Source organism: Pseudomonas sp. ME-P-057 (assembly GCF_030208975.1).
Taxonomy (GTDB): Bacteria; Pseudomonadota; Gammaproteobacteria; order Pseudomonadales; family Pseudomonadaceae; genus Aquipseudomonas; species Aquipseudomonas lutea.
In genome coordinates this window covers 26,661-51,877 of the sequence record NZ_JARVSX010000026.1, presented here as the reverse complement: position 1 = coordinate 51,877, position 25,217 = coordinate 26,661, and the positions used below count along the sequence as shown (strand labels likewise).

Sequence of the window (25,217 nt, the reverse complement as noted above, 5' to 3'; positions counted from 1 at the left end):
CAGCCCGACGCCAATACCGCTAAATTAATCGCCTTTTCATTGAGCCAGGTCAAAAACCGCGATTTAGACGCTTCGTAACATATGGCATCCCTTTTTTATGCCCTTACGGAGCCCCCCATGCACAAGTACCTGCTCAGCGCGCCCCTGCTTGCGCTTGCACTCGGTATCCCCCTCGCCGCTCACGCCCACCAGGCCGGTGATTTCATTATCCGCGCAGGTGCAGCGACGACGGCGCCCAACGAACAAAGTGGAAACCTCAAGCTTGATGGGGCCAAAGTGCCTGGCACCAAAGCGACCCTCGACAGCGACACCCAGCTCGGTCTGGCTTTCGCGTACATGCTGAGCGACCACGTCGGCGTCGAGCTGCTGGCGGCAACCCCGTTCCAGCACACCGTCGCGGTCAAAGGCCTGGGCCCGGGTCTGGATGGCAAGCTGGCTGACGTGAAGCAGCTGCCGCCGACGCTGTCGTTGCAGTACTACCCCATGGACGCGACGTCGAAATTCCAGCCATACGCCGGTGTCGGCGTGAACTACACCTGGTTCTATGATGAAAACCTGAGCAGCGAACGCAAAGGCCAGGGCATGAATAACCTGCACATCAAGAACTCGTGGGGCTGGGCTGGCCAAGTCGGCGCGGACTACATGCTGACCGACAAGATCATGCTTAACGCGGCGGTCTGGTACGTGGACATCGACACGCAAGCCACGCTCGACGGCCCTTCGGCGCTGAGCGTTGGCCGGACTAAGGTGAACGTGGACGTCGATCCATGGGTGTACATGGTGGGCGTAGGTTACAAGTTCTGAGCGATTGCGCTCGTGCGGTCAGGCATGAAAAAGGCACCTCATCGGTGCCTTTCTTTGTTGCGCAGTATCAGCGGCCCAGAAGACGCGCCAGCCCGACTTTCAGCGGTGTCGGCTCAGGCACGTCAAAGCGCGCAAGCAGCCGCTGGTTGCTGGCGCGCGAATGCTTGATGTCACCCGAGCGCGCCGGCAGATAGCTGACTGTGGGCAGATTACCCACCACGTCAGCGAGGGCTGCCAGCAGTTGGTTCAGCGAGGTCGTCGCGTTCAAGCCAACGTTCACCGCTCCCTCCTCCACCACTGGTTTCTCGATGCCTTGCACCACCAGATCAACCAGGTCCTGGACATAGAAGAAGTCGCGCGTCTGCTCGCCGTCGCCAAACACCGCAATCGGCAGGCCCTTCACGGCGCGCTCCGCGAAGATACTGATCACCCCTGAATAGGGCGAAGAAGGATCCTGGCGCGGGCCGAAGATGTTGAAGAAGCGGAACACGACGGGCTCGAAACCGTGCTGGCGGCGATAGAAATCCAGGTACTGCTCACCGGCCAGTTTGTCTGAGGCGTAAGGGGTCAGCGGCGCCTTCGGAGTGTCCTCGGTAATCGCCTCGCCTTCACCGTTATTGCCGTAAACGGCCGCGCTGGACGCGAAGACCACCCGTTTGATGCCCGCCTGCCGCATCGCCTCGCAGACATTCAGCGTGCCGATGAAGTTGCTTTGGTGGGTCTTCACCGGGTCATCGACCGAAGCCTGCACCGACGCCACCGCAGCCAGGTGCGCAACGGCCTGGCAGCCCACCGCCGCACGGGCCACCAGCTCAGCGTCAGCCACATCGCCTTCGATCAGCTCCACACGCGGGTTGTCCAGCGGCAGGTTGCTGCGTTTGCCCGTGGACAGGTCGTCGAGAATGCGTACGGCATAGCCCTTGGCGAGCAGCGCGTCGGTCAGGTGCGAACCGATGAAACCGGCGCCGCCGGTGATCAGGACAGGGGCGTCAGACATGGCGGTAATAGCGGTCCAGTAAGTTGGGCAGGCCTGCGCGCCAGGCGCGTGGCTTGATACCGAAAGTGTGGAGGATTTTCTTGCAGGCCAGTACGGCGTTTTGCGGTTCTTCGCTGGCGTCCGGGCGCGCAGCATGGGCCTGCGCAGTGGGTGTTTCAATCGCCAACGTGCGCGTCAACCGGGCTTCGGTCAACACCGCCTGACCGAATGCCAACGGCGTGGTCGCTTCATGTCCCGCGTAATGATAAGTGCCCCACAACGGCGCCGCGCAATCCAGTTGCTTGAGCACCGAAATGATCACCCTGGCGGCATCATCGACCGGCGTCGGATTACCACGACGGTCATCTGCCAGCAGCAGCTCACCGGGCGTTTCGGCGCGAGTCAGAAAGCGTCCCAGAACACCCTCGGCGCTGTCGTCCAGCAGCCAGCCGAAGCGCAGCAGCACGTGCTGCGGACAGGTCGCGCGCACGCTCTGCTCGATGCGCCACAAGGCCTGGCCGCGAGAGCCCAGCGGTACGGGTTCATCTTTTTCGCTGTAGGCCGTGGCCCGCGAACCGTCGAAAACCCGGTAACTGGAGGGTTGAACGAGAACGATATTGTGGTGCTGGCACAGCTCGGCCAGACGCTCGACGGAGCGTTCCTGATTGTCCAGCCTGTCGGCGCTCACCCGCTCCGCCTGGAACCAGTCGAAGTAGTAGGCGAGATTGATCAGGGCATCCGGGCGGGTGTCATCGAGCAGTTGCGTCAGGCTTGCCGCATCCCAACCGTCTTGCGGTGGACGCGGTGCGAGGAAACCAATGTCCTCCTCGGCACCCAGACGAATCAACGCCTGCCCAAGGGCATTCCCGCCGCCCAACAGCATAAGGCGCATTCGCATAGAGTCAGCAGGCTCAGTCTTCAGATCGATTAAAAATAGGTGAAAAACGTCCGCAAACATAACACGTCAACGGGCAAGTCCCAACTGCCCCGGGCCAGCGCGCCTGCACTTGGGCTCTGATGACGTGCCCGATCACTGGCCCTTGCATCTGTGCGCATGCGCCCGCATTAATTGGGCATGAACCTTCCGCAAACGCCCGACCCCTTGCTCGACGCCTTCCATCCGGCGGTCAGCGCGTGGTTTCGCTCTACATTTCCGGCCATCACGGCTGCACAGGCCCAGGCGTGGCCGTTGATCAAACGGCGCCAATCGACGTTGATCGCCGCCCCCACCGGTTCCGGCAAAACCCTCACGGCGTTTCTCGCGGTTATCGATGACCTGGTGCATCAAGGCCTGGAAAATGGCGGCGAGCTGCCGGACGAGACGTTCGTGGTGTATGTCTCGCCCCTTAAGGCGTTGTCCAATGACATTCAGATCAATCTGCAAAATCCGTTGGCCGGCATCACTGATCAGTTGGAGCAACAAGGCCTGCCCGGGCTGCGCATCAGCACCGCCGTGCGCACCGGGGACACGCCGCAGAAAGAACGCACGGCCATGCGCAAGACCGCGCCGAACATTTTGGTCACGACGCCGGAATCGCTTTATGTGCTGCTGGGCTCCGACTCCGGCCGGCGTATGCTGGCGAGCGCACAGACCGTCATCGTCGATGAGATTCACGCCATCGCGGCCGGCAAGCGCGGCAGTCATCTTGCCCTGACGCTGGAGCGACTGCAGGCGCTGTGCAAAAAGCCGCTGCTGCGCATCGGGCTGTCTGCGACGCAAAAGCCCATCGAGCGGGTGTCGCGTTTTCTGGTGGGCAGCGACCCGGTCACCCGCCCGTGCGCCATCGTCGACATTGGCCATGCGCGGCCACGGGACCTGGCTATCGAAGTGCCGCCGGTTGCCTTGAGCGCGGTCATGTCCAGCGACGTCTGGCAGCTGGTTTACGACCGGCTGGCGACACTCGCGCGAGAACACCGCACCACGCTTGTGTTTGTAAACACACGGCGCCTGGCCGAACGCATGGCTCGGCATCTGAGCGAGCGCCTGGGCAAGGATGCGGTCGCCGCGCACCACGGCAGCATGGCCAAGGAGCAACGGCTGGATGCCGAGCAGCGCCTCAAACGCGGCGACCTCCAGGTGCTGATCGCTACAGCGTCGCTGGAATTGGGCATTGATATCGGCGACGTCGATCTGGTGTGCCAGATCAGCTCGCCCCGCTCCATCGCGGCTTTTTTGCAGCGTGTCGGTCGCTCCGGCCACCACGTTGGCGGGACACCCAAAGGTCGACTGTTCGCTGTTTCGCGCGACGATCTGATTGAATGTGCAGCGCTTCTGGATTGTGTGCGTCGTGGCGAGCTCGACACGTTGGTCATCCCCAAGGCGCCGCTGGATGTGCTGGCGCAGCAGATCATCGCCGAGGTCAGCTGTCAGGAGTGGCAGGAAGATGAATTGCTAAGCCTGTTCCGCAAGGCTTCTCCCTACGCCGATGTCGACGAGGACCATTATCAGGCGCTATTGAGCATGCTCGCCGAGGGCTATACCGGTCGCCAGGGCGTACGCGCGGCTTATCTGCATCGTGACGCGGTGACACGCACCTTGCGCGGCCGACGCGGCAGCAAACTCACAGCCGTCACCAGTGGCGGCACGATCCCGGACAACGCCGATTACAGCGTGGTCCTCGAACCCAAGGCGCTGAACATCGGCACGGTCAACGAAGACTTTGCCGTGGAAAGCGCAGCGGGCGATATCTTCCAGCTAGGCAATACTTCCTACCGGATCCTGCGGGTGGAGTCCGGCCGCGTCCGCGTCGAGGACGCCCATGGTATGCCGCCAAACATTCCGTTCTGGATGGGCGAGGCGCCAGGGCGCAGCGACGAGTTGTCTTTCGCCGTTGCACGGTTGCAGGCCGATATCGATCAACAGCTCAGCGCCCACCCCGGCGACCTGCAGCCCTGCACCGACTGGCTGATGAACTCGCTGGGCCTGGACCTCCCCAGCGCTGAGCAGATCGTCGAATACCTGGCCCGCGCGCATTCGGCTCTGGGAGCGTTGCCGTCTCAGGACACGCTGGTCATGGAGCGTTTTTTTGATCAGTCCGGCGGCACCCAATTGGTGATTCACTCGCCGTTTGGCAGCCGGGTCAATCGGGCGTGGGGGCTGGCGTTGCGCAAGCGCTTCTGCCGCACCTTCAACTTCGAGCTACAGGCCGCCGCCAGCGAAGACGCCATCGTGCTCTCATTGTCCACGGTCCACAGCTTCACGCTTGATGAGGTTTGGCGTTATCTCACTTCCAGCACCGCTGAGCACTTGCTGATTCAAGCCGTACTGGATGCGCCGCTTTTTGGTGTGCGCTGGCGCTGGAACGCCGGGGTGGCATTGGCCCTGCCGCGCTACGCCGGCGGGCGAAAGGTGGCGCCTCAGTTGCAGCGAATCAAGAGCGACGACCTGATCGCTACGCTGTTCCCGGATCAGATCGCCTGCCTGGAAAATCTGGTGGGCGAGCGCGAAGTGCCAGAGCACCCGCTCATTGAGCAGACCCTGGACGATTGCCTGCACGAGGCCATGGATGCCGAGGGCTGGCTGACATTGCTGCGACGCATGGAGAACGGCGAGGTGCGTCTGGTCAGCCGTGACCTGCCGGCACCCTCCCCGCTGGCTGCCGAAATACTCAACGCCAAGCCATACGCGTTTTTGGACAACGCACCATTGGAAGAGCGTCGCACCCAGGCGGTGCTCAATCGACGCTGGACCGACCCGGAATCCTCCGACGACCTCGGTGCGCTGGACGCCGACGCGATCAAAGCGGTAGCGGAAGAAGCCTGGCCGCAGCCGCAAAACGTCGACGAGATGCATGAGGCGCTGATGACGCTGGGGTGCATTACGGGCGTTGAAGCACGCGAGCACGGCGACTGGATGAAATGGCTGGAAAGCCTTGCCCGCTCAGGACGCGCCACGCGCTTGCAGATCACGCCCGATCAGGCCCTGTGGATCCCGCTCGAGCGCCTGAGCTGTCTGCAAGCGGTCTATCCTGCCGCCGAAATGCACCCGCCGCTGGCGGTGTTGCCCGGGTTCGATGAAGCCTGGAATGAGGAGGAAGCGCGCTTGGAATTGGTACGCGCGCGGCTCGGCGGATTCGGCCCACTCACCGTTAAGGCGATTGCCGAGCCGCTGGCGCTGACTTCCAGCGAGGTGGAACAGGCACTGGCGCGGCTGGAGAACGAGGGGTACGTGCTGCGCGGCCAGTTCAACCCTGACGCCCGCGCGGAAGAATGGTGTGAGCGGCATCTGCTTTCGCGTATCCACCGTTACACGGTCAAGCGTCTGCGCCGGGAAATCGAACCGGTGTCGCTGCAGGATTTCACCCGGTTTCTGTTTGACTGGCAGCACCTTTCGGCCTCTACCCAGAGCCAGGGCAAAGCGGCGCTCCCGGAGGTCGTTGCCCAGCTTGAGGGTTTTCCATCTGCGGCCGGCGCGTGGGACAGTGAGCTGCTTCCCGCACGCTTGAAGGACTATTCATCGATCTGGCTGGACGACCTGTGTCGGTCCGGCAAGGTGGTATGGATGCGTCTGACCAGCCGAAGCAAGGTGGGGAGTGCCGCGCTGCGCAGTACGCCGATTGTGCTTCTGCCGCGCTCGCAGGTTCGTTTGTGGACCGAATTGACAGAGCAGCCGGCGCCGACCGAGTTGTCACTGCGGGCTCAACGGGTTCATGAAGTGCTGTCGAGTCAAGGCGCGATGTTTTTTGATGAGCTCACCAGCGAAGCTCGCTTGTTGCGCGCCGAGCTGGAAACCGCACTGCAGGAGCTGGTCGGTGCAGGGTTGGTCAACGCGGACAGCTTCGCCGGACTACGGGCGCTGATTACGCCGGCAAGCAAGCGCACCAGTCACACCAGTCGCCGCAACCGCGGCGCTTTCATCGGCGGCATGGACGACGCTGGGCGTTGGGCGTTGTTGCGCCGCGCCCCGGCGAAGGCGGAAGGCGCTTCGCAGCGGATCGACAGCGACACTCTGGAGCACATCGCGATGACTTTGCTGCGCCGATACGGCGTGGTGTTCTGGCGGCTGCTGGAACGAGAGGCCGAATGGCTGCCGACGTGGCGCGAGTTGCTGCGCACGTTCCATCGTCTCGAAGCGCGGGGCGAGATTCGCGGTGGTCGCTTTGTGGCAGGGCTGGCGGGTGAACAATTTGCCCTGCCCGAGGCTATTCCTCTGCTGCGGGAAGTCCGCAAACGTCCGCCGGATGGCAGCCTTGTCGCTGTCAGTGGAGTCGACCCGCTCAACCTCGCCGGCACCTTGCTACCCGGTGCGAAAGTCCCGGCGGTGGTGGGTAACAAACTGGTGTATCGCGATGGCATCCCTATCGCCGCGATCATCGCTGGCAAGCCGCACTATTGGGGCGAGGTGGATGAGGCGCTGATGCTGCAGGTGCGGGATCGGTTGTTCAGGTAGTTCAGGTAGTTCAGGTAGTTCAGGTAGGTTGGGCGCATCCATGCTGAACATCGCTCATGATGTGAGATTGCCCCCCCAATGCGTAGGAGCCGGCTTGCTGGCGAAAGCGGGGTGTCAAGCACGTACGAGGTCGGATGCGCTGACGCCTTCGCGGGCAAGCGCGCTCCTACAGTCGATCCAGGCAGCCTCTGAAATGTGCGGCGTACGCAAATCTGTAGGAGCCGGCTTGCTGGCGAACCCGGTGCGCCAGGCACGTACGAGGTCGGATGTGCTGACGCCTTAGCGGGCAAGCGCGCCCTTGCAGCCTATCAGCGCCAGCCATGGTGCCTTCGATCGCCTGAAACGGCGCCCGCCACTGCTTACGTCAAGCTGGACTTTCTGAGCCGTCCTTGTTAACCACTGATGCACTGCCCGGCAGCGCCGCCTGCTCAGCAGCGTTTTCCTCGCCGGGCGCCTGGCGGTTGTAGGGGCTCATTACCAGCTGTGGATAAGTTTGGGCGAACCGGACATTGTCTGATTTATCCACAAGCCGCTTGAGTCGGTCATTGAACGCGCGACTCACCGCGTACTGCCCACCCGAGGAAGTTCTGAACTGCGCGGTGATCACGATACCGTTCATGTCCATGCGGTCCAGCCCGAAAATTTCCAGCGGGCCTTGCAGCTTGCTCGACAGCAGCAAATCATCGCTGATCGCCTGGCCCGCTTCGCGAATCAGTGAAGTCGCCGAGTCGACGTCTGTGTCGTAGGTGAACTGGAACGAGAAGAAAGCGTATGCAAACTGTCTGGATTGGTTCGTCACGGCCTTGATCTGCCCGAATGGCACCGAGTGCACGAAGCCCTTCCCGTCACGCAGGCGCAGGGTGCGAATCGTCAGGCTCTCCACCGTGCCGGCATGGCCTGAATCCAGCACCACCCAGTCGCCGATGGAGATGGTGTCTTCAATGATAATGAACAGCCCGGTAATGACGTCCTGGACCAACTGTTGTGATCCGAAGCCAATCGCCAGACCGACGACGCCGGCGCCTGCGAGCAACGGCGCAACATTGATGCCCAGATTGGCCATGGTCGTGATGGTGCAGATCACCACCAGAATGATCTTCATGGCGTTACGCAGCAGCGGCAGGATGGTCTTGACCCGAGTGCTCGGCTGATGCCCCGAACGTCCGTTTGTCGGTGGCTTCAGCGCTTCCTGAATCGCTGTGTCCATGACCACCCAAAGCAGCCAGGTCACTAACAGGATCAGGCCGATGCTGCTCAACGAGTCGCTGATGACTTTCCCCAAGGCATTGCGCTGAGCAAATTCGAACAGAGAAATCCCCCAAATTCGCCCCAGCAACTCGATGAAGCCGATAGCCAGTGCGATGCGCAGGACCGCGTGCAACAAACTTAACAGGCGCTCCTTGTACACGCGCCCGGTGTGCTGCTGGGTAGGCTTGAACATGTGCTGAAACAACGTGCTGAGAAACACCGCGCCGATCAGCAACACGGTAGTCAGCAATGCGCAACGCAGGGCCTCCTGACTGCCTTCGCCAGCGCCGATCAGGCTCACTGCCGAGACCAGCACCATCAACAGAATCGGCAAGTGCCACAGGTTAGAGAAGATTTTCAGCGTTTGCTGCACCGCTGGCCGGGCCAGACGTGCGCTCAATGAGCGGTTGCGAATCAGATGCGCAACGGGGCGGCGCATGCGGACGACGACGATGCCAAAGATTAGCGAGGCCATTAGCCCGGTCACCGCTGCAATGCTGGTGGTCACGTTGCCACCGAACAGCCTGGCGATCTGCGGGCTGGTCAGCGCGTCGCTCAGCGCAGCGAGAAATCCAATGATGAACAGCGGGTGCGGTGCGTAATGACGAATGATCCCCACGGCCCGCCGCTTGTGGTCCCAGTTGAACAGCATGATCAGCGACAGCAGCACCGAGGTGGAGAAGATACCGCTGCTCGTCGAATAGGCCAGACACAGCGCCAGCGCGCGCCCGACCGATGTTGGCATGAAGTGGCTCACGTACAGTGTCAGCGGCAGGCAAATAAGTGCAGGCACTGTGTACGGTAATACATAGCCCAAAACCCCAAGTACCCGGGTGCGCCTGGCCAGAAACCGATGACGTGCCAGCCGCGCCGCGATGAATGCGCCGATGCGGTTGAGCACAATGAAGGCCCCCGCCCACACCAGAGAAAGCATCGCGAAGTCGCCGGCGATCTGCCACGTGGGCCGCGATTGGGGTTTGCTGACCAGTGCGTCGATCTCGTCGGCCGCCCGGTCTGCGCGCAGGCGCCACGAGTCCAGCAGGTGACTATCAACGTCCAGTTTGTCTTGCACGCTGTCGATGCTGGTACTAATGGCGCCCAGCAGACCGCCTTTGACCAGAATCTCCGCTTTGGCGGGGTCCTCCGGGGCAGCGTCGGCGGGGGCGGCAGCCGGAGCAGACGCTGCGGCCGGGGCATCAGCAGCAAACACAGGAATGCTGCCAACGGTCAGCAGCAGGACAATAAACAGCATGGATTTGAAGTTCGGCAAAACTCAAGTCACTCCTCGGTCAGCTAACCGCAGAAAAAACGGCTTAATGGAACTGATCGGATTCGCCGGGGCAAGTTCGCTCCGATCACCCGATCGTCATGTTCATCGTTGGCGGTCTGCTGACGGCGAAATGTAACGAACCTTTACCAAAGCGCTTCGTCGTAGATTCTACGAAGGCGACTGTCTCCAGTGCGCCCGCTATGCCGAGGACCTCTCCATGACGCTCATCCATCCCAAAGCACGTTATCGCCCCTATACCTCCGCAGCTGGCGGCTGGGGTTCGGCGAAGTCAGTGACGGAGATCCTCTGGCGCGAGCAGGCAATGGTTCGTGCAGGCGTGGCGTTGATCAAGCAGAACAAACCTGACGGCTTTGCCTGCGTCAGTTGTGCATGGGCCAAGCCCGGCAAGCCGCACAGCCTTGAATTTTGCGAAAACGGGGCAAAAGCCACTGCCTGGGAGCTGACGTCGCTGAAAACCGATCCCGCGTTTTTTGCTCGTCATACCGTGACCGAATTGCGCCAGTGGCCTGATTACGACCTTGAACAACAAGGTCGCCTCACGCATCCGATGCGCTACGACGCCGCGACTGATCGGTATCAGGAAACTTCGTGGGCCGAAGCCTATCGGGATATCGGTGCGCAGTTGAAAGGCATGACGCCGGACAGTGTTGTGTTCTATGCCTCCGGCCGGGCGTCGCTGGAGACGTCGTTCATGTATCAGCTCTTCGCACGCGCATACGGCACCAACAACCTGCCCGACAGCTCGAACATGTGCCACGAAAGCACGTCGGTGGGTTTGCAGGAGAGCATTGGCGTGCCGGTAGGCACCGTCACGCTGGACGACTTCGAACACACTGACTGCATCCTGTTTTTCGGGCAGAACGTGGGCAGCAACAGCCCCCGAATGCTGCACCAACTGCAGGAAGCCCGGCAACGCGATGTGCCCATTATCACGTTCAACCCCATACGCGAGCGGGGCCTGGAGCGCTTCGTCAATCCACAGTCCCCGGTGGAAATGCTCGGGCCGAAGTCGACGATTATCAGTACGCAGTACCATCAGCTGGCGATCGGCGGCGACACCGCAGCTGTTCTTGGCATCGCCAAGGCGTTGTTTGAAATGGACGAATTAGCCCTTGCGAATGGACGACCTGGAATCATCGATCAGGCCTTCATTGCCCAGCACACCGAAGGTTTTGGTGAGTTCTGCAACCGCGCGATTGAAACGCCCTGGGAGGCGATTGAACGTCAGGCGGGATTGAGCCGCAGTGCGCTGGAGGCGGTGGCTACCGTTTACGCAAGACACGAGCGCGTCATGATCATCTACGGCATGGGCATCACCCAGCACCGTCGCGGCGTCATCAACGTTCAAATGCTGGTCAATCTGCTCCTGCTGCGCGGCAACATCGGTAAGCGCGGCGCTGGTATTTGTCCTGTGCGCGGCCATTCGAATGTGCAAGGGCAGCGCACCGTTGGCATCACCGAAGACCCGAAAAAGGTGCCAGCGGACAAGATTCAGGAGTTGTATGGCTTTGCAGTTCCTGAGAACAAAGGCGTGAATACTGTTGAAGCGTGCGAGGGCATTCTGGACGGCAGCGTGCGCGGCTTTATCGGGCTCGGCGGGAATTTCTTGCGTGCCGTTCCTGATACCTCCCGGATGGAACCCGCCTGGAACACGCTTGACCTGAACGTGCAAATCGCCACGAAACTGAACCGCACTCACCTGGTGCCAGGTAAAAACGCCTGGATATTGCCATGTCTGGGACGCATCGAGCTGGATCGGCAAAATGGCGTGGAGCAGGTTAATACCACCGAAGACAGCACCGGCTGCGTCCGGGCCTGGCGGGGACAGAGCGAACCTGCCAGCGAACATGCGCGCGCCGAAATCACGATCCTTGCAGGCATCGCGGAAGCGACGTTACCCGGTACGGCGCGCATTGATTGGGACGCCTGGCGCAGCAACTACGCCCTCATCCGTCAGGGCATTGCGCAGGTTTTCCCGGAGATCTTCCATGACATGGAGACCCGCATGTGGGAGCCAGGCGGCTTCCACCGGCCTATTCCCGCAGCGAAGCGTGAATGGAAGACGGAGAGCGGGCGTGCGATGTTTGTTACGCCTGAACGGCTTGAGGAAAACGACGATGTCTACCCCAACCATGATCGGCGCGATGTCTTGCAGCTGATGACGTTACGCAGCAATGACCAGTTCAATACCACCATCTACGGATACGAAGATCGCTTCCGCGGCGTCAGTGGGACGCGGGCGGTTATCTTCATGAATCGCAATGACGTGGTCCGGATGGGCTTCGAGCCGGGCGGCTGGGTCACCGTCACTACAGCGATCGAGCCGCAGGTTCACCGCTCGGTAGGACCATTGCAGATCATCGCGTACGACATCCCCGAAGCCTGCTGCGCGGCGTATTACCCGGAATGCAACGCACTCGTGCCGCTCTGGCACCACGCCGACCGCAGCAAAGTGCCCGCAGCAAAATCCATCCCGGTAACGCTTGTTAAAGCCACCCCCGACGCGGCCGTATTGAAGCGCGCCCTGCCAGAAGCTGATCAGGTGCATTGAGGTATTTCCGGCCAATGCCTTGACGAGGGAGAACGGACGTTCTACCTTTCGAGGCATGAATACATCAACGAGTATCACCCGCGAAAAAATACTCGCGACCGCTGAACAGCTCATTTATCAGAACGGAATCCAGGCCACGGGCATGGATCTCCTGGTGAAGACGTCCGGCGTCGCGAGGAAGAGCATTTACCGGTACTTCGCTACCAAAGATGAAGTAGCCGCTGCTGCGCTAAACGCGCGTGACGTGCGCTGGATGAACTGGTTTCGCGCCGAGTCCGATCAGGCGCCCGACGCCCGGGCGCGCATCCTGAATATGTTCACGGTCCTCAAGGGCTGGTTCGAATCCGAAGGCTTTCGCGGTTGTGCGTTCATCAACACCGCAGGCGAAGTGGGCGATCCTCAAGACCCGATCCGCCTGATCGCCAAATTGCACAAGCAGAAGCTGCTCGCCTACACGCTCGAACTGTGTGAACAGCTGGACATTGCCGACCCCGATCCCTTAGCCAATCAGCTACTGATCCTCATGGAGGGCGCGATTACGGTTGCTCGCGTAATGGGCGACTACAGCAGTGCTGACAACGCCCAAGCCGTCGCGCGACTGATTCTCGAAAAACACTTGGCCGCTGAGGCCTAGTCCAAGACATCTCACCAACGCCGATACAACCCTGCCTGGAGGTCCACCATGTCGTCCAATGCTCAGACTCGCCCGCCACTTCCCCCTTTCACCCACGAATCCGCCATCGAGAAGGTTAGATTGGCTGAGGACGGCTGGAACAGCCGCGATGCGCAGAAGGTCTCTCTTGCGTACACGCTCGACACGCGCTGGCGCAACCGTGCGGAATTCGTCGAGAACCGTGACGAGGCGAAGGACTTTCTTACCCGCAAGTGGAAGAAGGAACTCGATTACCGCCTGATCAAAGAGCTCTGGGCATTTACCGACAACCGAATCGCCGTGCGTTACGCCTACGAGTGGCACGACGACTCCGGGAACTGGTTTCGCTCGTACGGCAATGAAAATTGGGAATTCAACGAAGACGGCCTGATGGCACGTCGCTTCGCTTGCATCAACGACATGCCCATCAAGGAAGCGGAGCGCAAATTTCGCTGGCCCCTCGGCCGCCGCCCCGATGACCATCCAGGCTTGTCAGAGTTGGGCTTGTAGCCAACCCGCAGCCCCAAAACAAAGCCCCCGACAGCGAAACTGTGCAGGGGCTTTTGTTTACGTTATTCACGTGCCTGGATGACGCGCTTCTTAGAAGGGAATGTCGTCGTCAAAGCTGTCGAAATCAGGAGCCGGCTGCGGCGCTTGTTGTGGCGCGGGGCGCGACTCACGCTGTGGCTGAGGGGCGGACTGCTGCGGGCGCGCCTGTTGCTGTGGACGCGGCGCGGAGTTCTGGGAGTTCTGATAACCGCCACCACCCTGGCCCTGAGGAGCGCCATCGCCTTGAGGACGGCCGCCCAGCAATTGCATGGTGCCTTGCATGTCGACAACGATTTCAGTCGTGTAACGCTTGATGCCGTCTTTTTCCCACTCGCGGGTCTGCAGCTTGCCTTCAATATAGACCTGCGAACCTTTGCGCAGGTACTCGCCAGCGATTTCGGCGACCTTGCCGAACATCGAAACACGGTGCCATTCGGTCTTTTCGACCTTCTGACCGGTTTGCTTGTCGGTCCACTGTTCGCTTGTTGCCAGACTCAGGTTAGTCACGGCATTACCGTTAGGCATGTAGCGGACTTCGGGATCCTGGCCGCATGTGCCGACCAATATGACTTTGTTAACCCCACGGGCCATAACGTTCTCCTAGGCTTTACACGTTTCCGACGCTGGATTGACCACTTCGTCGAAAGACGCCCGATCCAACAGTTCTTTGTCAAATTTGATGTAAATAGCTGCCTCATTGGCAACCACTACGGCATCTGTTACTCCCCGTACGGCCAACACGCGGTCGGCAAGGCCTGTGTCGCGTTGAGCCTCGGGCGACAACGGCAAGCGAAGGCTGGTTACGTAGGGAGGTTCGCGCATGGTAACAGCAAACGCCAGCCAGATGGCGGCAAGACCGGCGCCGCCGAGGAACACCACATCCAGTCCACCGTGCTGAAAAAGCCATCCACCCAGGATGCCCCCAGCTGCGGAGCCGAGGAACTGGCTGGTGGAGTAGATCCCCATCGCAGTCCCCTTTCCGCCCGCCGGCGACACCTTGCTGATCAGCGAAGGCAGTGACGCTTCAAGCAAATTGAACGCGGTGAAGAACACCACGGTGCCGATGACCAGCGCTCGCAGCGTGTCCCCGAACTCCCAAAAGAAGAGCTCGGTCAGCAGCAGCACCAGCACCGCGCCCAGCAAGACGCGCTTCATCTGCCGCTTTTTTTCGCCATAGATGATGAACGGGATCATGGCGAAGAACGAAATCAACAGAGCGGTCAGGTAGACCCACCAGTGCTCCTCTTTGGGCAGGCCCGCTTTCTCGACCAACGCCAGCGGCAACGCCACAAAACTGGACATCAACATGGCGTGCAACGCAAAGATACCGAGGTCCAGACGCAGCAGATCGGGATGACGGAGCGTAGCGCCCAATGCCTGTCGTGCCAGCCCTGACTCACGATGCTGCAGCGTCACGGTTGATTTGGGGACAATGAAGGCGACTATGGCAATGCCGACCAGCGCCATCGCACCCGTGGCCAGAAACAGCCCTGACAACCCGAACGCACCGGTCAGAATCGGCCCTACGACCATGGCTACGGCAAATGAGACCCCGATGGTCATGCCAATCATCGCCATCGCTTTGGTACGGTGCTGCTCGCGAGTCAAATCAGATAGCAACGCCATGACCGCTGCAGAAATAGCGCCGGCACCCTGCAGGATCCGCCCGGCGATCACGCCCCAGATCGACGTGGACTGAGCGGCCAGCACACTGCCGAGCGCGAAGACGATTAACCCCAGGTAGATGACGGGGCGACGGCCAATGCGATCAGAGATGATGCCGAATGGAATCTGGAGCACAGCCTGGGTCAGGCCATAGGCGCCAATGGCCAGCCCGATCAGCGCGGGACTCGCGCCGGCAAGGTCCATCCCGTAAGTAGCGAGGACGGGCAGCACCATGAACATGCCTAGCATACGGAAGGCAAACACCAGCGCCAGACCGCCCGCCGCGCGGGTTTCGCTGCCGCTCATGCGCTCGCTGTGAGAATCGTGCATGAAGGAACCTCGTATGAACCGGCGGCGATTCTACCAGTCCCATCGTGTAGAGCACATACGACGGTTTGCCGCGCATCGCAGGAATTTTCTGATTTCCGAGTGAGGCGGCGCTAATCTCGATAGTGTGTATCCATCCAGTATTTCCCCGTATACTTCCACGTTTTACACGCCCGCCGTGCGAGGCCAGCTTTGGACAAGATCTTGATTCGTGGGGCTCGAACCCACAACCTGAAAAACATCGACCTGACCCTTCCACGCGACAAGCTGATCGTCATCACCGGGTTGTCCGGCTCAGGAAAGTCGTCCCTGGCGTTCGATACGCTTTATGCCGAGGGCCAGCGGCGTTATGTCGAATCGCTGTCCGCCTATGCGCGTCAGTTCCTCTCCATGATGGAAAAGCCGGACGTCGACACGATCGAAGGCCTGTCGCCTGCGATTTCGATCGAACAGAAGTCCACATCGCATAACCCGCGATCGACCGTCGGCACCATCACTGAGATCTACGACTACCTGCGCCTGCTGTATGCGCGCGTCGGTCAACCGCGCTGCCCTGATCACGATATCCCGCTGGAAGCGCAGACAGTCAGCCAGATGGTAGACCTGGTTCTCGCCGAGCCGGAAGGCGCCAAGCTGATGCTGCTTGCTCCCGTGGTACGCGAGCGCAAAGGCGAACATCTGGCGGTATTCGAAGAGTTGCGTGCGCAGGGTTTCGTGCGTGCGCGGGTTAACGGCCGGCTGTGTGAGCTTGACGAATTGCCCAAGCTCGACAAGCAGAAGAAGCACTCGATCGATGTCGTCGTTGACCGCTTCAAGGTCCGCTCTGACCTGCAACAACGTCTGGCCGAGTCTTTCGAAACCGCGCTCAAGCTTGCCGATGGCATTGCGCTGGTCGCTCCAATGGATGACGAGCCCGGCGAGGAGATGATCTTCTCGGCCCGCTTCGCCTGCCCAATCTGTGGCCACGCCATCAGCGAGCTGGAGCCAAAGCTTTTCTCATTCAACAACCCTGCTGGTGCGTGCCCAACGTGCGACGGTTTGGGCGTTAAGCAATTTTTCGATACCAAGCGACTCGTCAACGGTGAGCTGACTTTGGCGGAAGGCGCGATACGCGGGTGGGACAGAAGAAACGTCTATTACTTCCAGATGCTCGGTTCGCTTGCCAAGCATTACCGCTTCAGCCTTGAAGTGCCATTCAAAGAGTTACCTGCGGATCTGCAGAAAGTGCTCTTGGGCGGCAGTGGTAAGGAGAACGTCGATTTCCGTTACCTGAACGACCGGGGCGACATCGTCAAACGCGCGCACCCGTTTGAAGGCATCGTTCCCAATCTTGAGCGCCGCTATCGCGAAACCGAGTCGACCACCGTACGCGAGGAGCTGGCAAAGTTTCTCAGTACACAGCCTTGCCCTGAGTGTCGAGGGACTCGCTTGCGTCGTGAGGCACGTCACGTGTGGGTGGGGGAAAAGACTCTTCCAGCAGTGACTAACATGCCAATTGGTGACGCGACCCATTACTTCGGCGACCTGAAGCTGACCGGCCGACGGGGAGAAATCGCTGACAAGATCCTGAAGGAAATCCGTGAACGCCTGCAGTTCCTCGTGAACGTCGGGCTCGATTACCTGACACTGGATCGTAGCGCTGACACCCTTTCGGGCGGTGAGGCACAGCGCATTCGTCTTGCCAGCCAGATCGGCGCCGGACTTGTCGGCGTCATGTATATTCTTGATGAACCCTCCATCGGCCTGCACCAGCGCGACAACGACCGTCTGCTGGACACCCTGCGGCACCTACGGGACATCGGCAACACGGTCATTGTGGTGGAGCACGACGAGGACGCGATTCGGCTGGCTGACTACGTCGTCGACATCGGCCCGGGCGCGGGCGTTCATGGCGGTCACATCGTCGCAGAGGGCACGCCGCAGGAAGTGATGGATCACCCGGACTCTTTAACCGGCAAATACCTCTCCGGACGCGTGAAAATACAGGTGCCTGCCAAGCGCACGCCGCGCAACAAGAAACTGTCGCTCAAACTCAAAGGCGCACGCGGCAATAATCTGCGCAATGTGGACCTTGAGATCCCGATCGGCTTGCTGACGTGCGTAACGGGCGTTTCCGGGTCAGGCAAGTCGACGCTGATCAACAACACGCTGTTCCCTCTAAGCGCCACGGCGCTTAACGGTGCTACGACCCTTGAAGCTTCGGCGCATGACAGCATTGACGGCCTGCAGCATCTGGACAAAGTCGTGGACATTGACCAGAGCCCCATTGGACGTACGCCACGGTCCAACCCCGCCACCTACACCGGCCTCTTTACGCCGATCAGGGAGCTGTTTGCCGGCGTGCCTGAATCGCGGTCACGGGGGTACGGCCCTGGCCGGTTCTCCTTTAACGTAAAAGGCGGACGCTGCGAAGCATGCCAGGGTGACGGCCTGATCAAGGTCGAGATGCATTTCCTGCCTGATATTTATGTGCCTTGCGACGTGTGCAAGAGCAAGCGATATAACCGCGAGACGCTTGAAGTCAAATACAAGGGCAAAAGCATCCATGAAGTCCTGGAGATGACGATTGAGGAGGCCCGAGCGTTTTTTGACGCCGTGCCTGCCCTCGCTCGTAAGCTGCAGACGCTTATGGACGTGGGTCTGTCGTATATCAAGCTGGGCCAGTCTGCAACGACCCTTTCGGGAGGCGAGGCTCAACGGGTCAAGCTGTCCCGTGAGCTCTCCAAACGTGATACGGGCAAAACGCTCTACATTCTGGACGAGCCGACGACAGGGCTGCACTTCGCGGATATCCAGCAGCTACTGGACGTCTTGCACCGGTTGCGAGACCACGGCAATACCGTCGTCGTCATCGAGCACAACCTAGACGTGATCAAGACGGCCGACTGGCTGGTGGACCTGGGGCCGGAAGGAGGGTCAAAGGGCGGCCAGATCATCGCAACAGGTACGCCAGAGCAAGTGGCTGAGATGAAGCAGTCATACACGGGTCACTATCTGAAGCCACTGCTGGAGCGGGATCGCGCATAACCAGCCCCCCCCTGGAACAGAAAAGCCCCTGACGCTCTCAAGCGGCAGGGGCCTTTTGTGATGTGCGAGTCGCTCAGAACTGGGACTGCAAGTAATTCTCAAGCCCAATTGATTTGATCAGTCCCAACTGCTTCTCAAGCCAGTAGGTGTGATCCTCTTCCGTGTCGGCCAGCTGTACCCGCAGAATGTCCCGGCTGACGTAGTCTTTATGCTGCTCGCAGAGCGCAATGCCCTTACACAGCGCAGCTCGTACTTTATATTCAAGACGAAGGTCGCTTGCGAGCATCTCTGGCACCGTCGTGCCCACGTCGAGATCATCGGGCCGCATACGCGGCGTCCCTTCAAGCATGAGAATCCGGCGCATCAATGCATCAGCGTGTTGCGCCTCTTCTTCCATCTCGTGATTAATGCGTTCGTACAACTTACCGAAGCCCCAGTCTTCGTACATCCGTGAATGGACGAAATACTGGTCGCGCGCAGCCAGTTCACCAGTGAGTAGCGTGTTGAGGTAATCGATTACATCCGGGTGGCCTTGCATCGCCGTACATCTCCTCGGGAAAGGCAGTAGTTTGAACCAACATGTCCCTGAGGTCACGCTGCGAATAAGTAAATAAATGCGCAAATGCAGCGATTCTCTGACATTAGGTACCGAAAACGCAGGTAAATGAGGCAGGTTCCGTTTATCACTTAGAATCACAGCGTGCTTGTAGCATCGCCAGGCTACAAGAATGATTTTGGCGGACAACAAAAAACCGGGCACTAGGCCCGGTTTTTTGTACTGACTGACGTCTTACTCAGCGGTTTCTACCGAACCACCGACAGGACGATCGACCAGCTCGACGTACGCCATAGGCGCGTTGTCGCCAGCGCGGAAGCCGCACTTGAGGATGCGCAAGTAGCCACCCTCACGAGTCGCATAACGCTTGCCCAAATCGTTGAACAGCTTGCCGACCATTTCTTTCGAACGAGTACGGTCAAATGCCAGACGACGGTTAGCTACGCTGTCAACCTTGGCCAAAGTGATCAGCGGCTCAGCAACACGACGCAGTTCTTTGGCTTTTGGCAGGGTAGTTTTGATCAGCTCGTGCTCGAACAGCGACACCGCCATGTTTTGGAACATGGCCTTACGGTGGGAGCTGGTACGGCTCAGGTGACGTCCACTTTTACGATGACGCATGGTTCATTCCTTACCAAACACTACGTTCGGTGATTACGACGATCAGGCAGTCGCCTTGTCGTCCTTCTTAAGACTTGCAGGCGGCCAGTTGTCGAGGCGCATGCCGAGGGAGAGACCACGAGAAGCCAGAACGTCCTTGATCTCGGTCAAGGATTTCTTGCCCAGGTTCGGAGTCTTCAACAGTTCTACTTCGGTGCGCTGAATCAGGTCGCCGATGTAGTAAATGTTCTCCGCCTTAAGGCAGTTGGCCGAACGTACGGTCAGTTCCAAATCGTCAACCGGACGAAGCAGGATCGGATCGATCTCGTCTTCCTGTTCGACTACAACCGGTTCGCTATCACCTTTGAGGTCGACGAACGCAGCCAACTGCTGTTGCAGAATGGTTGCTGCACGACGGATAGCCTCTTCAGGATCCAGAGTACCGTTGGTTTCCAGATCAATAACCAGCTTGTCCAGGTTGGTACGCTGCTCGACACGGGCGTTTTCCACCACGTATGCGATACGACGAACCGGGCTGAACGAAGAGTCGAGCTGCAAGCGACCAATGCTGCGGCTTTCGTCTTCATCGCTCTGACGCGAGTCTGCTGGTTCATAACCGCGACCACGAGCTACAACGAGCTTCATGTTCAGGGCGCCGTTAGACGCCAGGTTAGCGATTACGTGATCGGGGTTAACGATCTCGACATCATGATCCAGCTGAATATCGGCAGCGGTAACCACCCCCGAACCCTTCTTCGACAAGGTCAGCGTAACTTCGTCTCGACCGTGCAGCTTGATAGCCAGACCTTTAAGGTTCAACAGGATTTCAATGACATCTTCCTGTACACCTTCGATGGCGCTGTACTCATGGAGTACACCGTCAATCTCGGCCTCGACTACTGCACAGCCGGGCATGGAGGACAACAGGATGCGGCGCAGCGCGTTGCCCAGGGTATGGCCGAAACCACGCTCGAGAGGCTCGAGTGTGATCTTGGCGCGGGTCGGACTGACAACCTGCACATCAATGTGGCGGGGTGTCAGGAACTCATTTACCGAAATCTGCATGGATGCACCTATTTTCTAGCCCTTACTTGGAGTAGAGCTCGACAATCAGGCTTTCGTTGATGTCGGCGGACAGATCACTGCGAGCTGGGACGCTTTTGAAGACGCCAGATTTTTTCTCAGTGTCTACTTCTACCCATTCTACGCGGCCACGTTGGGCACACAGATCGAGAGCCTGGACAATACGCAGTTGGTTCTTCGCCTTTTCACGAATTGCCACCACGTCACCAGCGCGAACCTGGTAGGACGGAACGTTAACGGTTTTGCCGTTGACGCTTACCGACTTGTGCGAGACCAGCTGACGCGATTCGGCACGAGTCGAACCGAAGCCCATGCGGTATACAACGTTGTCCAGACGGCATTCGAGCAGTTGCAGCAGGTTTTCACCTGTAGCGCCTTTCTTGCCGGCGGCTTCTTTGTAGTAACCGCTGAACTGACGCTCGAGAACGCCATAAATACGACGGACCTTCTGCTTTTCACGCAGTTGGGTGCCGTAGTCGGACTGGCGACCGCGGCGTTGGCCGTGGATACCAGGTGCTGCTTCGATGTTGCACTTCGATTCGATCGCGCGCACGCCGCTCTTCAGGAAGAGATCGGTGCCTTCGCGACGAGCGAGTTTGCATTTTGGACCAATGTAACGAGCCATTCTTTACAATCTCCTGGATTACACGCGGCGCTTCTTCGGCGGACGGCACCCGTTGTGCGGGATTGGCGTCACGTCGGTGATGCTGGCGATCTTGTAGCCGCAGCCGTTCAAAGCACGGACAGCAGATTCACGACCTGGGCCTGGACCTTTGACGTTAACGTCGAGGTTTTTCAGGCCGTATTCCAGCGCAGCTTGACCAGCACGTTCAGCAGCTACCTGAGCAGCGAACGGGGTGGACTTGCGGGAACCGCGGAAACCCGAACCACCGGAGGTTGCCCAGGAAAGAGCGTTACCTTGACGGTCGGTGATGGTCACGATTGTGTTGTTAAAAGATGCATGGATGTGGGCGATGCCATCAACCACTGTCTTTTTAACTTTTTTACGAGGACGAGCAGCAGGTTTTGCCATGATTTAATTCCTGTCGATTCGCTGGGGCGATTACTTGCGGATCGGCTTACGCGGACCTTTACGGGTACGCGCGTTAGTCTTGGTACGCTGACCGCGTACTGGAAGACCACGACGATGACGCAGACCGCGATAGCAACCGAGGTCCATCAAGCGCTTGATTTTCATGTTGATTTCGCGACGCAGATCACCTTCAGTGGTGAACTTCGCGACTTCGCCACGCAGCTGTTCAATCTGCTCGTCGCTCAGATCTTTGATCTTGACCGCCGGGTTTACCCCGGTGGTAGCACAGATTTTGTGTGCAGTTGTGCGACCGACACCATAGATGTAGGTCAGCGAGATAACAGTATGCTTGTTATCTGGAATGTTAACGCCTGCAATACGGGCCATTCAGTGGGACTCCAATTGACAGCTACCTACGCCCCGGAAGCCAAGAAATAGGGCGCGAGATAATATCGCTGTAATAACAAATAATCAACCCAGCAGCGCACTAGCTGCTGGGCTTTTAGCACAGATCACATTTAGCCTTGGCGCTGCTTGTGACGTGGTTCCGCGCTGCAAATTACTCGAACAACACCTTCGCGGCGAATAATCTTGCAGTTACGGCACAGCTTTTTCACCGATGCACGAACTTTCATCACGAACTCCTCTAACCTTATGGGTGCTTCAGCGCAGCATGCCGCTGCCGTAGCCCTTCAGGTTGGCTTTCTTCATCAGGGATTCATACTGGTGCGAAACGAGGTGAGATTGCACTTGGGACATGAAGTCCATCACAACCACGACCACGATCAGCAACGAGGTCCCGCCAAGGTAAAACGGCACGTTTGCGGCTACCACGAGAAACTGGGGCAGCAAGCACACGGCCATCATATATAGAGCACCGAACATGGTCAGACGAGTCAGGACGCCATCAATATAGCGCGCAGACTGCTCACCAGGACGAATACCCGGAATAAAGGCACCGGACTTCTTCAGGTTTTCCGCTACGTCTTTCGGATTGAACATCAACGCCGTATAGAAGAAGCAGAAGAAAATAATCCCTGCACTAAACAGCAGAATATTCAACGGCTGACCAGGAGCGATCGACTGCGAGATGTCCTGCAACCAGCCCATGCCCTCGGACTGACCAAACCAGGCACCCAACGAAGCCGGAAACAGCAGAATGCTGCTTGCAAAGATGGCCGGAATGACGCCGGCCATATTCACTTTTAACGGCAAGTGGCTTGTCTGCGCTGCAAAAACCTTACGGCCCTGCTGACGCTTGGCGTAATGCACAGCAATACGCCGCTGGCCACGCTCGATGAACACCACGAAACCGATAATCGCTACTGCCAGCAAACCGATGGCGACCAAGGCAAAGATATTGATATCGCCTTGGCGCGCAGACTCGAAAGACTGCCCGATCGCTCTCGGAAGACCGGCCACGATACCCGAAAAAATCAACATCGAGATACCGTTGCCAACACCGCGCTCGGTGATCTGCTCGCCCAACCACATCATGAACAAGGCACCAGCAACAAATGTGGTGACTGCAACGAAGTGGAAGCCGATATCTGCCGAAAACGCAACGCCCTGCCCGGCTAGACCAATGGACATGCCAATAGCCTGAACCAGAGCAAGGACGACGGTGCCGTAGCGGGTGTACTGGCTAATCTTGCGACGACCAGCTTCACCTTCCTTCTTCAACTGTTCCAGCTGTGGGCTGACTGCGGTCATGAGCTGCATGATGATCGATGCCGAAATGTACGGCATGATCCCCAACGCAAAAATACTCATCCGCTCCAGCGCACCGCCGGAAAACATGTTGAACAAGCTAAGAATGGTCCCCTCATTCTGTCGAAACAGGTCGGCTAAGCGGTCAGGGTTGATACCCGGAACTGGGATATGCGCACCGATCCGATAGACGATAATCGCCAGGAACAGGAAACGCAGACGAGCCCAGAGTTCGGACAACCCGCCGCTTTTGCCGAGCGATGAGAGAGCACCTTGCTTAGCCATTTATTCCTCGAACTTGCCGCCAGCTGCTTCGATAGCCGCACGCGCACCTTTGGTGGCTGCGATACCTTTGAGGGTGACTGCGCGAGTAACTTCACCGGACAACATGATTTTCACACGCTGTACGTTTTGGTTGATCACGTTGGCATCCTTCAGGGACTGCACAGTGACGACGCCTTCAACCTTTGCCAGCTCGGAAGTGCGAACTTCAGCACGGTCCATAGCCTTCAAGGAGACGAAGCCGAACTTAGGCAGACGACGATGCAGCGGCTGTTGACCGCCTTCAAAGCCCGGAGCAATAGTGCCACCGGAGCGGGAGGTTTGACCCTTGTGGCCACGGCCACCGGTCTTACCCAAACCACTACCGATACCACGGCCCGGACGATGCTTTTCGCGACGGGAACCCGGCGCTGGACTCAGATCATTGAGTTTCATCGATTAACCCTCGACTCGCAGCATGTAGTAAGCCTTGTTGATCATCCCACGGTTTTCCGGGGTATCAACGACTTCTACAGTGTGACCGATGCGACGCAGACCCAAACCCTTAACGCACAATTTGTGGTTAGGGATGCGGCCGGTCATGCTTTTGATCAGCGTTACTTTAACGGTAGCCATGATCAGAAGATCTCCTGGACGTTCAGGCCGCGCTTGGCAGCAATGGACTCAGGGGACTGCATGGTCTTCAAACCCTTGAACGTTGCGTGAACAACGTTGACTGGGTTGGTCGAACCGTAGCACTTGGCAAGAACGTTATGAACGCCAGCAACTTCGAGGACAGCACGCATTGCGCCGCCAGCGATGATGCCAGTACCTTCAGACGCAGGCTGCATGTAGACCTTCGAAGCCCCATGAGCGGACTTGATGGCGTACTGCAGAGTTGTGCCGTTCAGATCAACCTGGATCATATTGCGGCGAGCAGCTTCCATTGCCTTCTGGATCGCAGCAGGCACTTCACGTGACTTGCCACGGCCGAAGCCAACGCGCCCTTTACCATCACCCACCACGGTCAACGCGGTGAAAGTGAAGATACGGCCGCCTTTAACGGTTTTTGCTACGCGATTAACTTGAACCAGCTTCTCGATGTAGCCTTCGTCGCGTTTTTGGTCGTTATTTGACATAACTTAGAACTCCAGCCCGCCTTCACGAGCAGCATCAGCCAGCGCCTTAACGCGACCGTGGTACTTGAAGCCAGAACGATCAAAAGCCACTTGCGATACACCGGCGGCTTTCGCACGCTCAGCGATCAGCTGGCCAACTTTAGTGGCCGCGTCGATGTTGCCAGTGGCCCCATCACGCAGTTCTTTGTCCAAAGTCGAGGCGTTTGCCAGGACTTTGCTGCCGTCGGCCGAGATGACCTGGGCATAAATGTGCTGCGAAGAGCGGTACACGCAGAGACGCACGACTTCGAGTTCGTGCATTTTCAGGCGTGCTTTGCGAGCGCGACGCAGTCGGGTAACTTTTTTGACGGTCATTT

Annotated in this window: 23 protein-coding genes; 6 read left to right on the top strand and 17 right to left on the bottom strand. The window is 58.9% G+C overall.

The features are described from left to right. Window positions 1-117: 117 nt before the first annotated feature. Complete coding sequence (locus tag QRN48_RS14670; RefSeq protein ID WP_191945615.1) at window positions 118-804, top strand: OmpW/AlkL family protein; 687 nt, start codon at window positions 118-120, stop codon at window positions 802-804. Window positions 805-871: 67 nt separating this feature from the next. Here QRN48_RS14670 and QRN48_RS14665 read toward each other — a convergent pair whose 3' ends face one another. Both QRN48_RS14665 and QRN48_RS14660 read right to left on the bottom strand, forming a co-directional pair. Continuing rightward, window positions 872-1,801 carry an NAD-dependent epimerase/dehydratase family protein gene (locus QRN48_RS14665; RefSeq protein ID WP_037017773.1) on the bottom strand — a complete coding sequence of 310 codons (930 nt, stop codon included), beginning with the start codon at window positions 1,799-1,801 and terminating at the stop codon, window positions 872-874. Next, complete coding sequence (locus QRN48_RS14660) at window positions 1,794-2,678, bottom strand: sugar nucleotide-binding protein (protein WP_191945614.1); 885 nt, start codon at window positions 2,676-2,678, stop codon at window positions 1,794-1,796. The genes QRN48_RS14665 and QRN48_RS14660 overlap by 8 nt, the downstream gene beginning before the upstream one ends. Window positions 2,679-2,855: 177 nt before the next feature. Here QRN48_RS14660 and QRN48_RS14655 point away from each other — a divergent pair, with 177 nt between their 5' ends. Beyond that, a complete protein-coding gene (locus tag QRN48_RS14655) occupies window positions 2,856-7,169 on the top strand; it encodes a DNA glycosylase AlkZ-like family protein (RefSeq protein ID WP_285351341.1) in 4,314 nt (1,437 codons plus the stop codon). Between the two features lie 364 nt (window positions 7,170-7,533). Here QRN48_RS14655 and QRN48_RS14650 read toward each other — a convergent pair whose 3' ends face one another. Beyond that, entirely contained in the window at window positions 7,534-9,669 is a 2,136-nt protein-coding gene (locus tag QRN48_RS14650; RefSeq protein WP_285351411.1) for a mechanosensitive ion channel family protein, read from the bottom strand. 235 nt (window positions 9,670-9,904) lie between these two features. Here QRN48_RS14650 and QRN48_RS14645 point away from each other — a divergent pair, with 235 nt between their 5' ends. The 3 genes from QRN48_RS14645 to QRN48_RS14635 are packed head-to-tail and all read left to right on the top strand — an operon-like array spanning window position 9,905 to window position 13,421. Next, entirely contained in the window at window positions 9,905-12,259 is a 2,355-nt protein-coding gene (locus QRN48_RS14645) for an FdhF/YdeP family oxidoreductase (RefSeq protein ID WP_285351339.1), read from the top strand. A 55-nt stretch (window positions 12,260-12,314) separates the two neighbouring features. Further along, window positions 12,315-12,893, top strand: coding sequence for a TetR/AcrR family transcriptional regulator (locus tag QRN48_RS14640; protein WP_191945611.1), 579 nt, complete (start codon window positions 12,315-12,317; stop codon window positions 12,891-12,893). A 48-nt stretch (window positions 12,894-12,941) separates the two neighbouring features. Continuing rightward, window positions 12,942-13,421: a nuclear transport factor 2 family protein gene (locus tag QRN48_RS14635; protein ID WP_285351337.1), complete on the top strand. Its 480-nt coding sequence runs from the start codon at window positions 12,942-12,944 to the stop codon at window positions 13,419-13,421. A gap of 90 nt (window positions 13,422-13,511) precedes the next feature. Here the strand turns inward: QRN48_RS14635 and QRN48_RS14630 are convergent, their stop codons facing one another. Continuing rightward, complete coding sequence (locus QRN48_RS14630; RefSeq protein ID WP_037017756.1) at window positions 13,512-14,051, bottom strand: single-stranded DNA-binding protein; 540 nt, start codon at window positions 14,049-14,051, stop codon at window positions 13,512-13,514. A gap of 9 nt (window positions 14,052-14,060) precedes the next feature. Beyond that, window positions 14,061-15,455, bottom strand: a complete 1,395-nt coding sequence (locus QRN48_RS14625) for an MFS transporter (protein ID WP_191945609.1) — start codon at window positions 15,453-15,455, stop codon at window positions 14,061-14,063. 189 nt (window positions 15,456-15,644) lie between these two features. Here QRN48_RS14625 and uvrA point away from each other — a divergent pair, with 189 nt between their 5' ends. Beyond that, complete coding sequence (gene uvrA / locus QRN48_RS14620; RefSeq protein ID WP_191945608.1) at window positions 15,645-18,479, top strand: excinuclease ABC subunit UvrA; 2,835 nt, start codon at window positions 15,645-15,647, stop codon at window positions 18,477-18,479. Between the two features lie 73 nt (window positions 18,480-18,552). Here the strand turns inward: uvrA and bfr are convergent, their stop codons facing one another. The 12 genes from bfr to rplR form a co-directional block, all read right to left on the bottom strand. Continuing rightward, window positions 18,553-19,017, bottom strand: coding sequence for a bacterioferritin (bfr, locus tag QRN48_RS14615; protein WP_285351334.1), 465 nt, complete (start codon window positions 19,015-19,017; stop codon window positions 18,553-18,555). Between the two features lie 252 nt (window positions 19,018-19,269). Then, window positions 19,270-19,656: a 50S ribosomal protein L17 gene (rplQ, locus tag QRN48_RS14610; protein WP_037017745.1), complete on the bottom strand. Its 387-nt coding sequence runs from the start codon at window positions 19,654-19,656 to the stop codon at window positions 19,270-19,272. A 42-nt stretch (window positions 19,657-19,698) separates the two neighbouring features. Continuing rightward, window positions 19,699-20,700 carry a DNA-directed RNA polymerase subunit alpha gene (locus tag QRN48_RS14605; RefSeq protein ID WP_007970428.1) on the bottom strand — a complete coding sequence of 334 codons (1,002 nt, stop codon included), beginning with the start codon at window positions 20,698-20,700 and terminating at the stop codon, window positions 19,699-19,701. A gap of 22 nt (window positions 20,701-20,722) precedes the next feature. Further along, window positions 20,723-21,343, bottom strand: coding sequence for a 30S ribosomal protein S4 (gene rpsD, locus QRN48_RS14600; protein WP_037017742.1), 621 nt, complete (start codon window positions 21,341-21,343; stop codon window positions 20,723-20,725). Window positions 21,344-21,361: 18 nt separating this feature from the next. Continuing rightward, window positions 21,362-21,751, bottom strand: a complete 390-nt coding sequence (rpsK, locus tag QRN48_RS14595) for a 30S ribosomal protein S11 (RefSeq protein ID WP_002555466.1) — start codon at window positions 21,749-21,751, stop codon at window positions 21,362-21,364. A 30-nt stretch (window positions 21,752-21,781) separates the two neighbouring features. Further along, window positions 21,782-22,138, bottom strand: a complete 357-nt coding sequence (rpsM, locus tag QRN48_RS14590) for a 30S ribosomal protein S13 (protein WP_037017739.1) — start codon at window positions 22,136-22,138, stop codon at window positions 21,782-21,784. 131 nt (window positions 22,139-22,269) lie between these two features. Then, complete coding sequence (rpmJ, locus tag QRN48_RS14585; RefSeq protein WP_002555468.1) at window positions 22,270-22,386, bottom strand: 50S ribosomal protein L36; 117 nt, start codon at window positions 22,384-22,386, stop codon at window positions 22,270-22,272. 28 nt (window positions 22,387-22,414) lie between these two features. Further along, window positions 22,415-23,746 carry a preprotein translocase subunit SecY gene (secY, locus tag QRN48_RS14580; protein WP_037017736.1) on the bottom strand — a complete coding sequence of 444 codons (1,332 nt, stop codon included), beginning with the start codon at window positions 23,744-23,746 and terminating at the stop codon, window positions 22,415-22,417. Then, complete coding sequence (gene rplO / locus QRN48_RS14575; protein ID WP_037017733.1) at window positions 23,747-24,178, bottom strand: 50S ribosomal protein L15; 432 nt, start codon at window positions 24,176-24,178, stop codon at window positions 23,747-23,749. It abuts the gene before it with no gap. 3 nt (window positions 24,179-24,181) lie between these two features. Continuing rightward, a complete protein-coding gene (gene rpmD / locus QRN48_RS14570; protein WP_028621547.1) occupies window positions 24,182-24,358 on the bottom strand; it encodes a 50S ribosomal protein L30 in 177 nt (58 codons plus the stop codon). A gap of 2 nt (window positions 24,359-24,360) precedes the next feature. Then, window positions 24,361-24,861, bottom strand: coding sequence for a 30S ribosomal protein S5 (gene rpsE, locus QRN48_RS14565; RefSeq protein WP_037017729.1), 501 nt, complete (start codon window positions 24,859-24,861; stop codon window positions 24,361-24,363). A gap of 3 nt (window positions 24,862-24,864) precedes the next feature. Further along, a complete protein-coding gene (rplR, locus tag QRN48_RS14560) occupies window positions 24,865-25,215 on the bottom strand; it encodes a 50S ribosomal protein L18 (RefSeq protein WP_037017727.1) in 351 nt (116 codons plus the stop codon). Window positions 25,216-25,217: the final 2 nt, after the last annotated feature.

Coding starts and splice junctions, on each gene's coding strand:
- rpmD (WP_028621547.1), bottom strand. CDS start 24,358: ATGGCTACCGTTAAAGTAACGCTGATCAAAAGCATGACCGGCCGCATC.
- bfr (WP_285351334.1), bottom strand. CDS start 19,017: ATGCAAGGCCACCCGGATGTAATCGATTACCTCAACACGCTACTCACT.
- QRN48_RS14625 (WP_191945609.1), bottom strand. CDS start 15,455: ATGCACGATTCTCACAGCGAGCGCATGAGCGGCAGCGAAACCCGCGCG.
- QRN48_RS14660 (WP_191945614.1), bottom strand. CDS start 2,678: ATGCGAATGCGCCTTATGCTGTTGGGCGGCGGGAATGCCCTTGGGCAG.
- rplO (WP_037017733.1), bottom strand. CDS start 24,178: ATGAAACTCAATGATCTGAGTCCAGCGCCGGGTTCCCGTCGCGAAAAG.
- QRN48_RS14630 (WP_037017756.1), bottom strand. CDS start 14,051: ATGGCCCGTGGGGTTAACAAAGTCATATTGGTCGGCACATGCGGCCAG.
- QRN48_RS14645 (WP_285351339.1), top strand. CDS start 9,905: ATGACGCTCATCCATCCCAAAGCACGTTATCGCCCCTATACCTCCGCA.
- secY (WP_037017736.1), bottom strand. CDS start 23,746: ATGGCTAAGCAAGGTGCTCTCTCATCGCTCGGCAAAAGCGGCGGGTTG.
- QRN48_RS14665 (WP_037017773.1), bottom strand. CDS start 1,801: ATGTCTGACGCCCCTGTCCTGATCACCGGCGGCGCCGGTTTCATCGGT.
- QRN48_RS14605 (WP_007970428.1), bottom strand. CDS start 20,700: ATGCAGATTTCGGTAAATGAGTTCCTGACACCCCGCCACATTGATGTG.
- QRN48_RS14640 (WP_191945611.1), top strand. CDS start 12,315: ATGAATACATCAACGAGTATCACCCGCGAAAAAATACTCGCGACCGCT.
- QRN48_RS14650 (WP_285351411.1), bottom strand. CDS start 9,669: ATGCTGTTTATTGTCCTGCTGCTGACCGTTGGCAGCATTCCTGTGTTT.
- QRN48_RS14635 (WP_285351337.1), top strand. CDS start 12,942: ATGTCGTCCAATGCTCAGACTCGCCCGCCACTTCCCCCTTTCACCCAC.
- rpsE (WP_037017729.1), bottom strand. CDS start 24,861: ATGTCAAATAACGACCAAAAACGCGACGAAGGCTACATCGAGAAGCTG.
- rplR (WP_037017727.1), bottom strand. CDS start 25,215: ATGACCGTCAAAAAAGTTACCCGACTGCGTCGCGCTCGCAAAGCACGC.
- rpsD (WP_037017742.1), bottom strand. CDS start 21,343: ATGGCTCGTTACATTGGTCCAAAATGCAAACTCGCTCGTCGCGAAGGC.
- QRN48_RS14655 (WP_285351341.1), top strand. CDS start 2,856: ATGAACCTTCCGCAAACGCCCGACCCCTTGCTCGACGCCTTCCATCCG.
- rpmJ (WP_002555468.1), bottom strand. CDS start 22,386: ATGAAAGTTCGTGCATCGGTGAAAAAGCTGTGCCGTAACTGCAAGATT.
- QRN48_RS14670 (WP_191945615.1), top strand. CDS start 118: ATGCACAAGTACCTGCTCAGCGCGCCCCTGCTTGCGCTTGCACTCGGT.
- rplQ (WP_037017745.1), bottom strand. CDS start 19,656: ATGCGTCATCGTAAAAGTGGACGTCACCTGAGCCGTACCAGCTCCCAC.
- rpsM (WP_037017739.1), bottom strand. CDS start 22,138: ATGGCCCGTATTGCAGGCGTTAACATTCCAGATAACAAGCATACTGTT.
- rpsK (WP_002555466.1), bottom strand. CDS start 21,751: ATGGCAAAACCTGCTGCTCGTCCTCGTAAAAAAGTTAAAAAGACAGTG.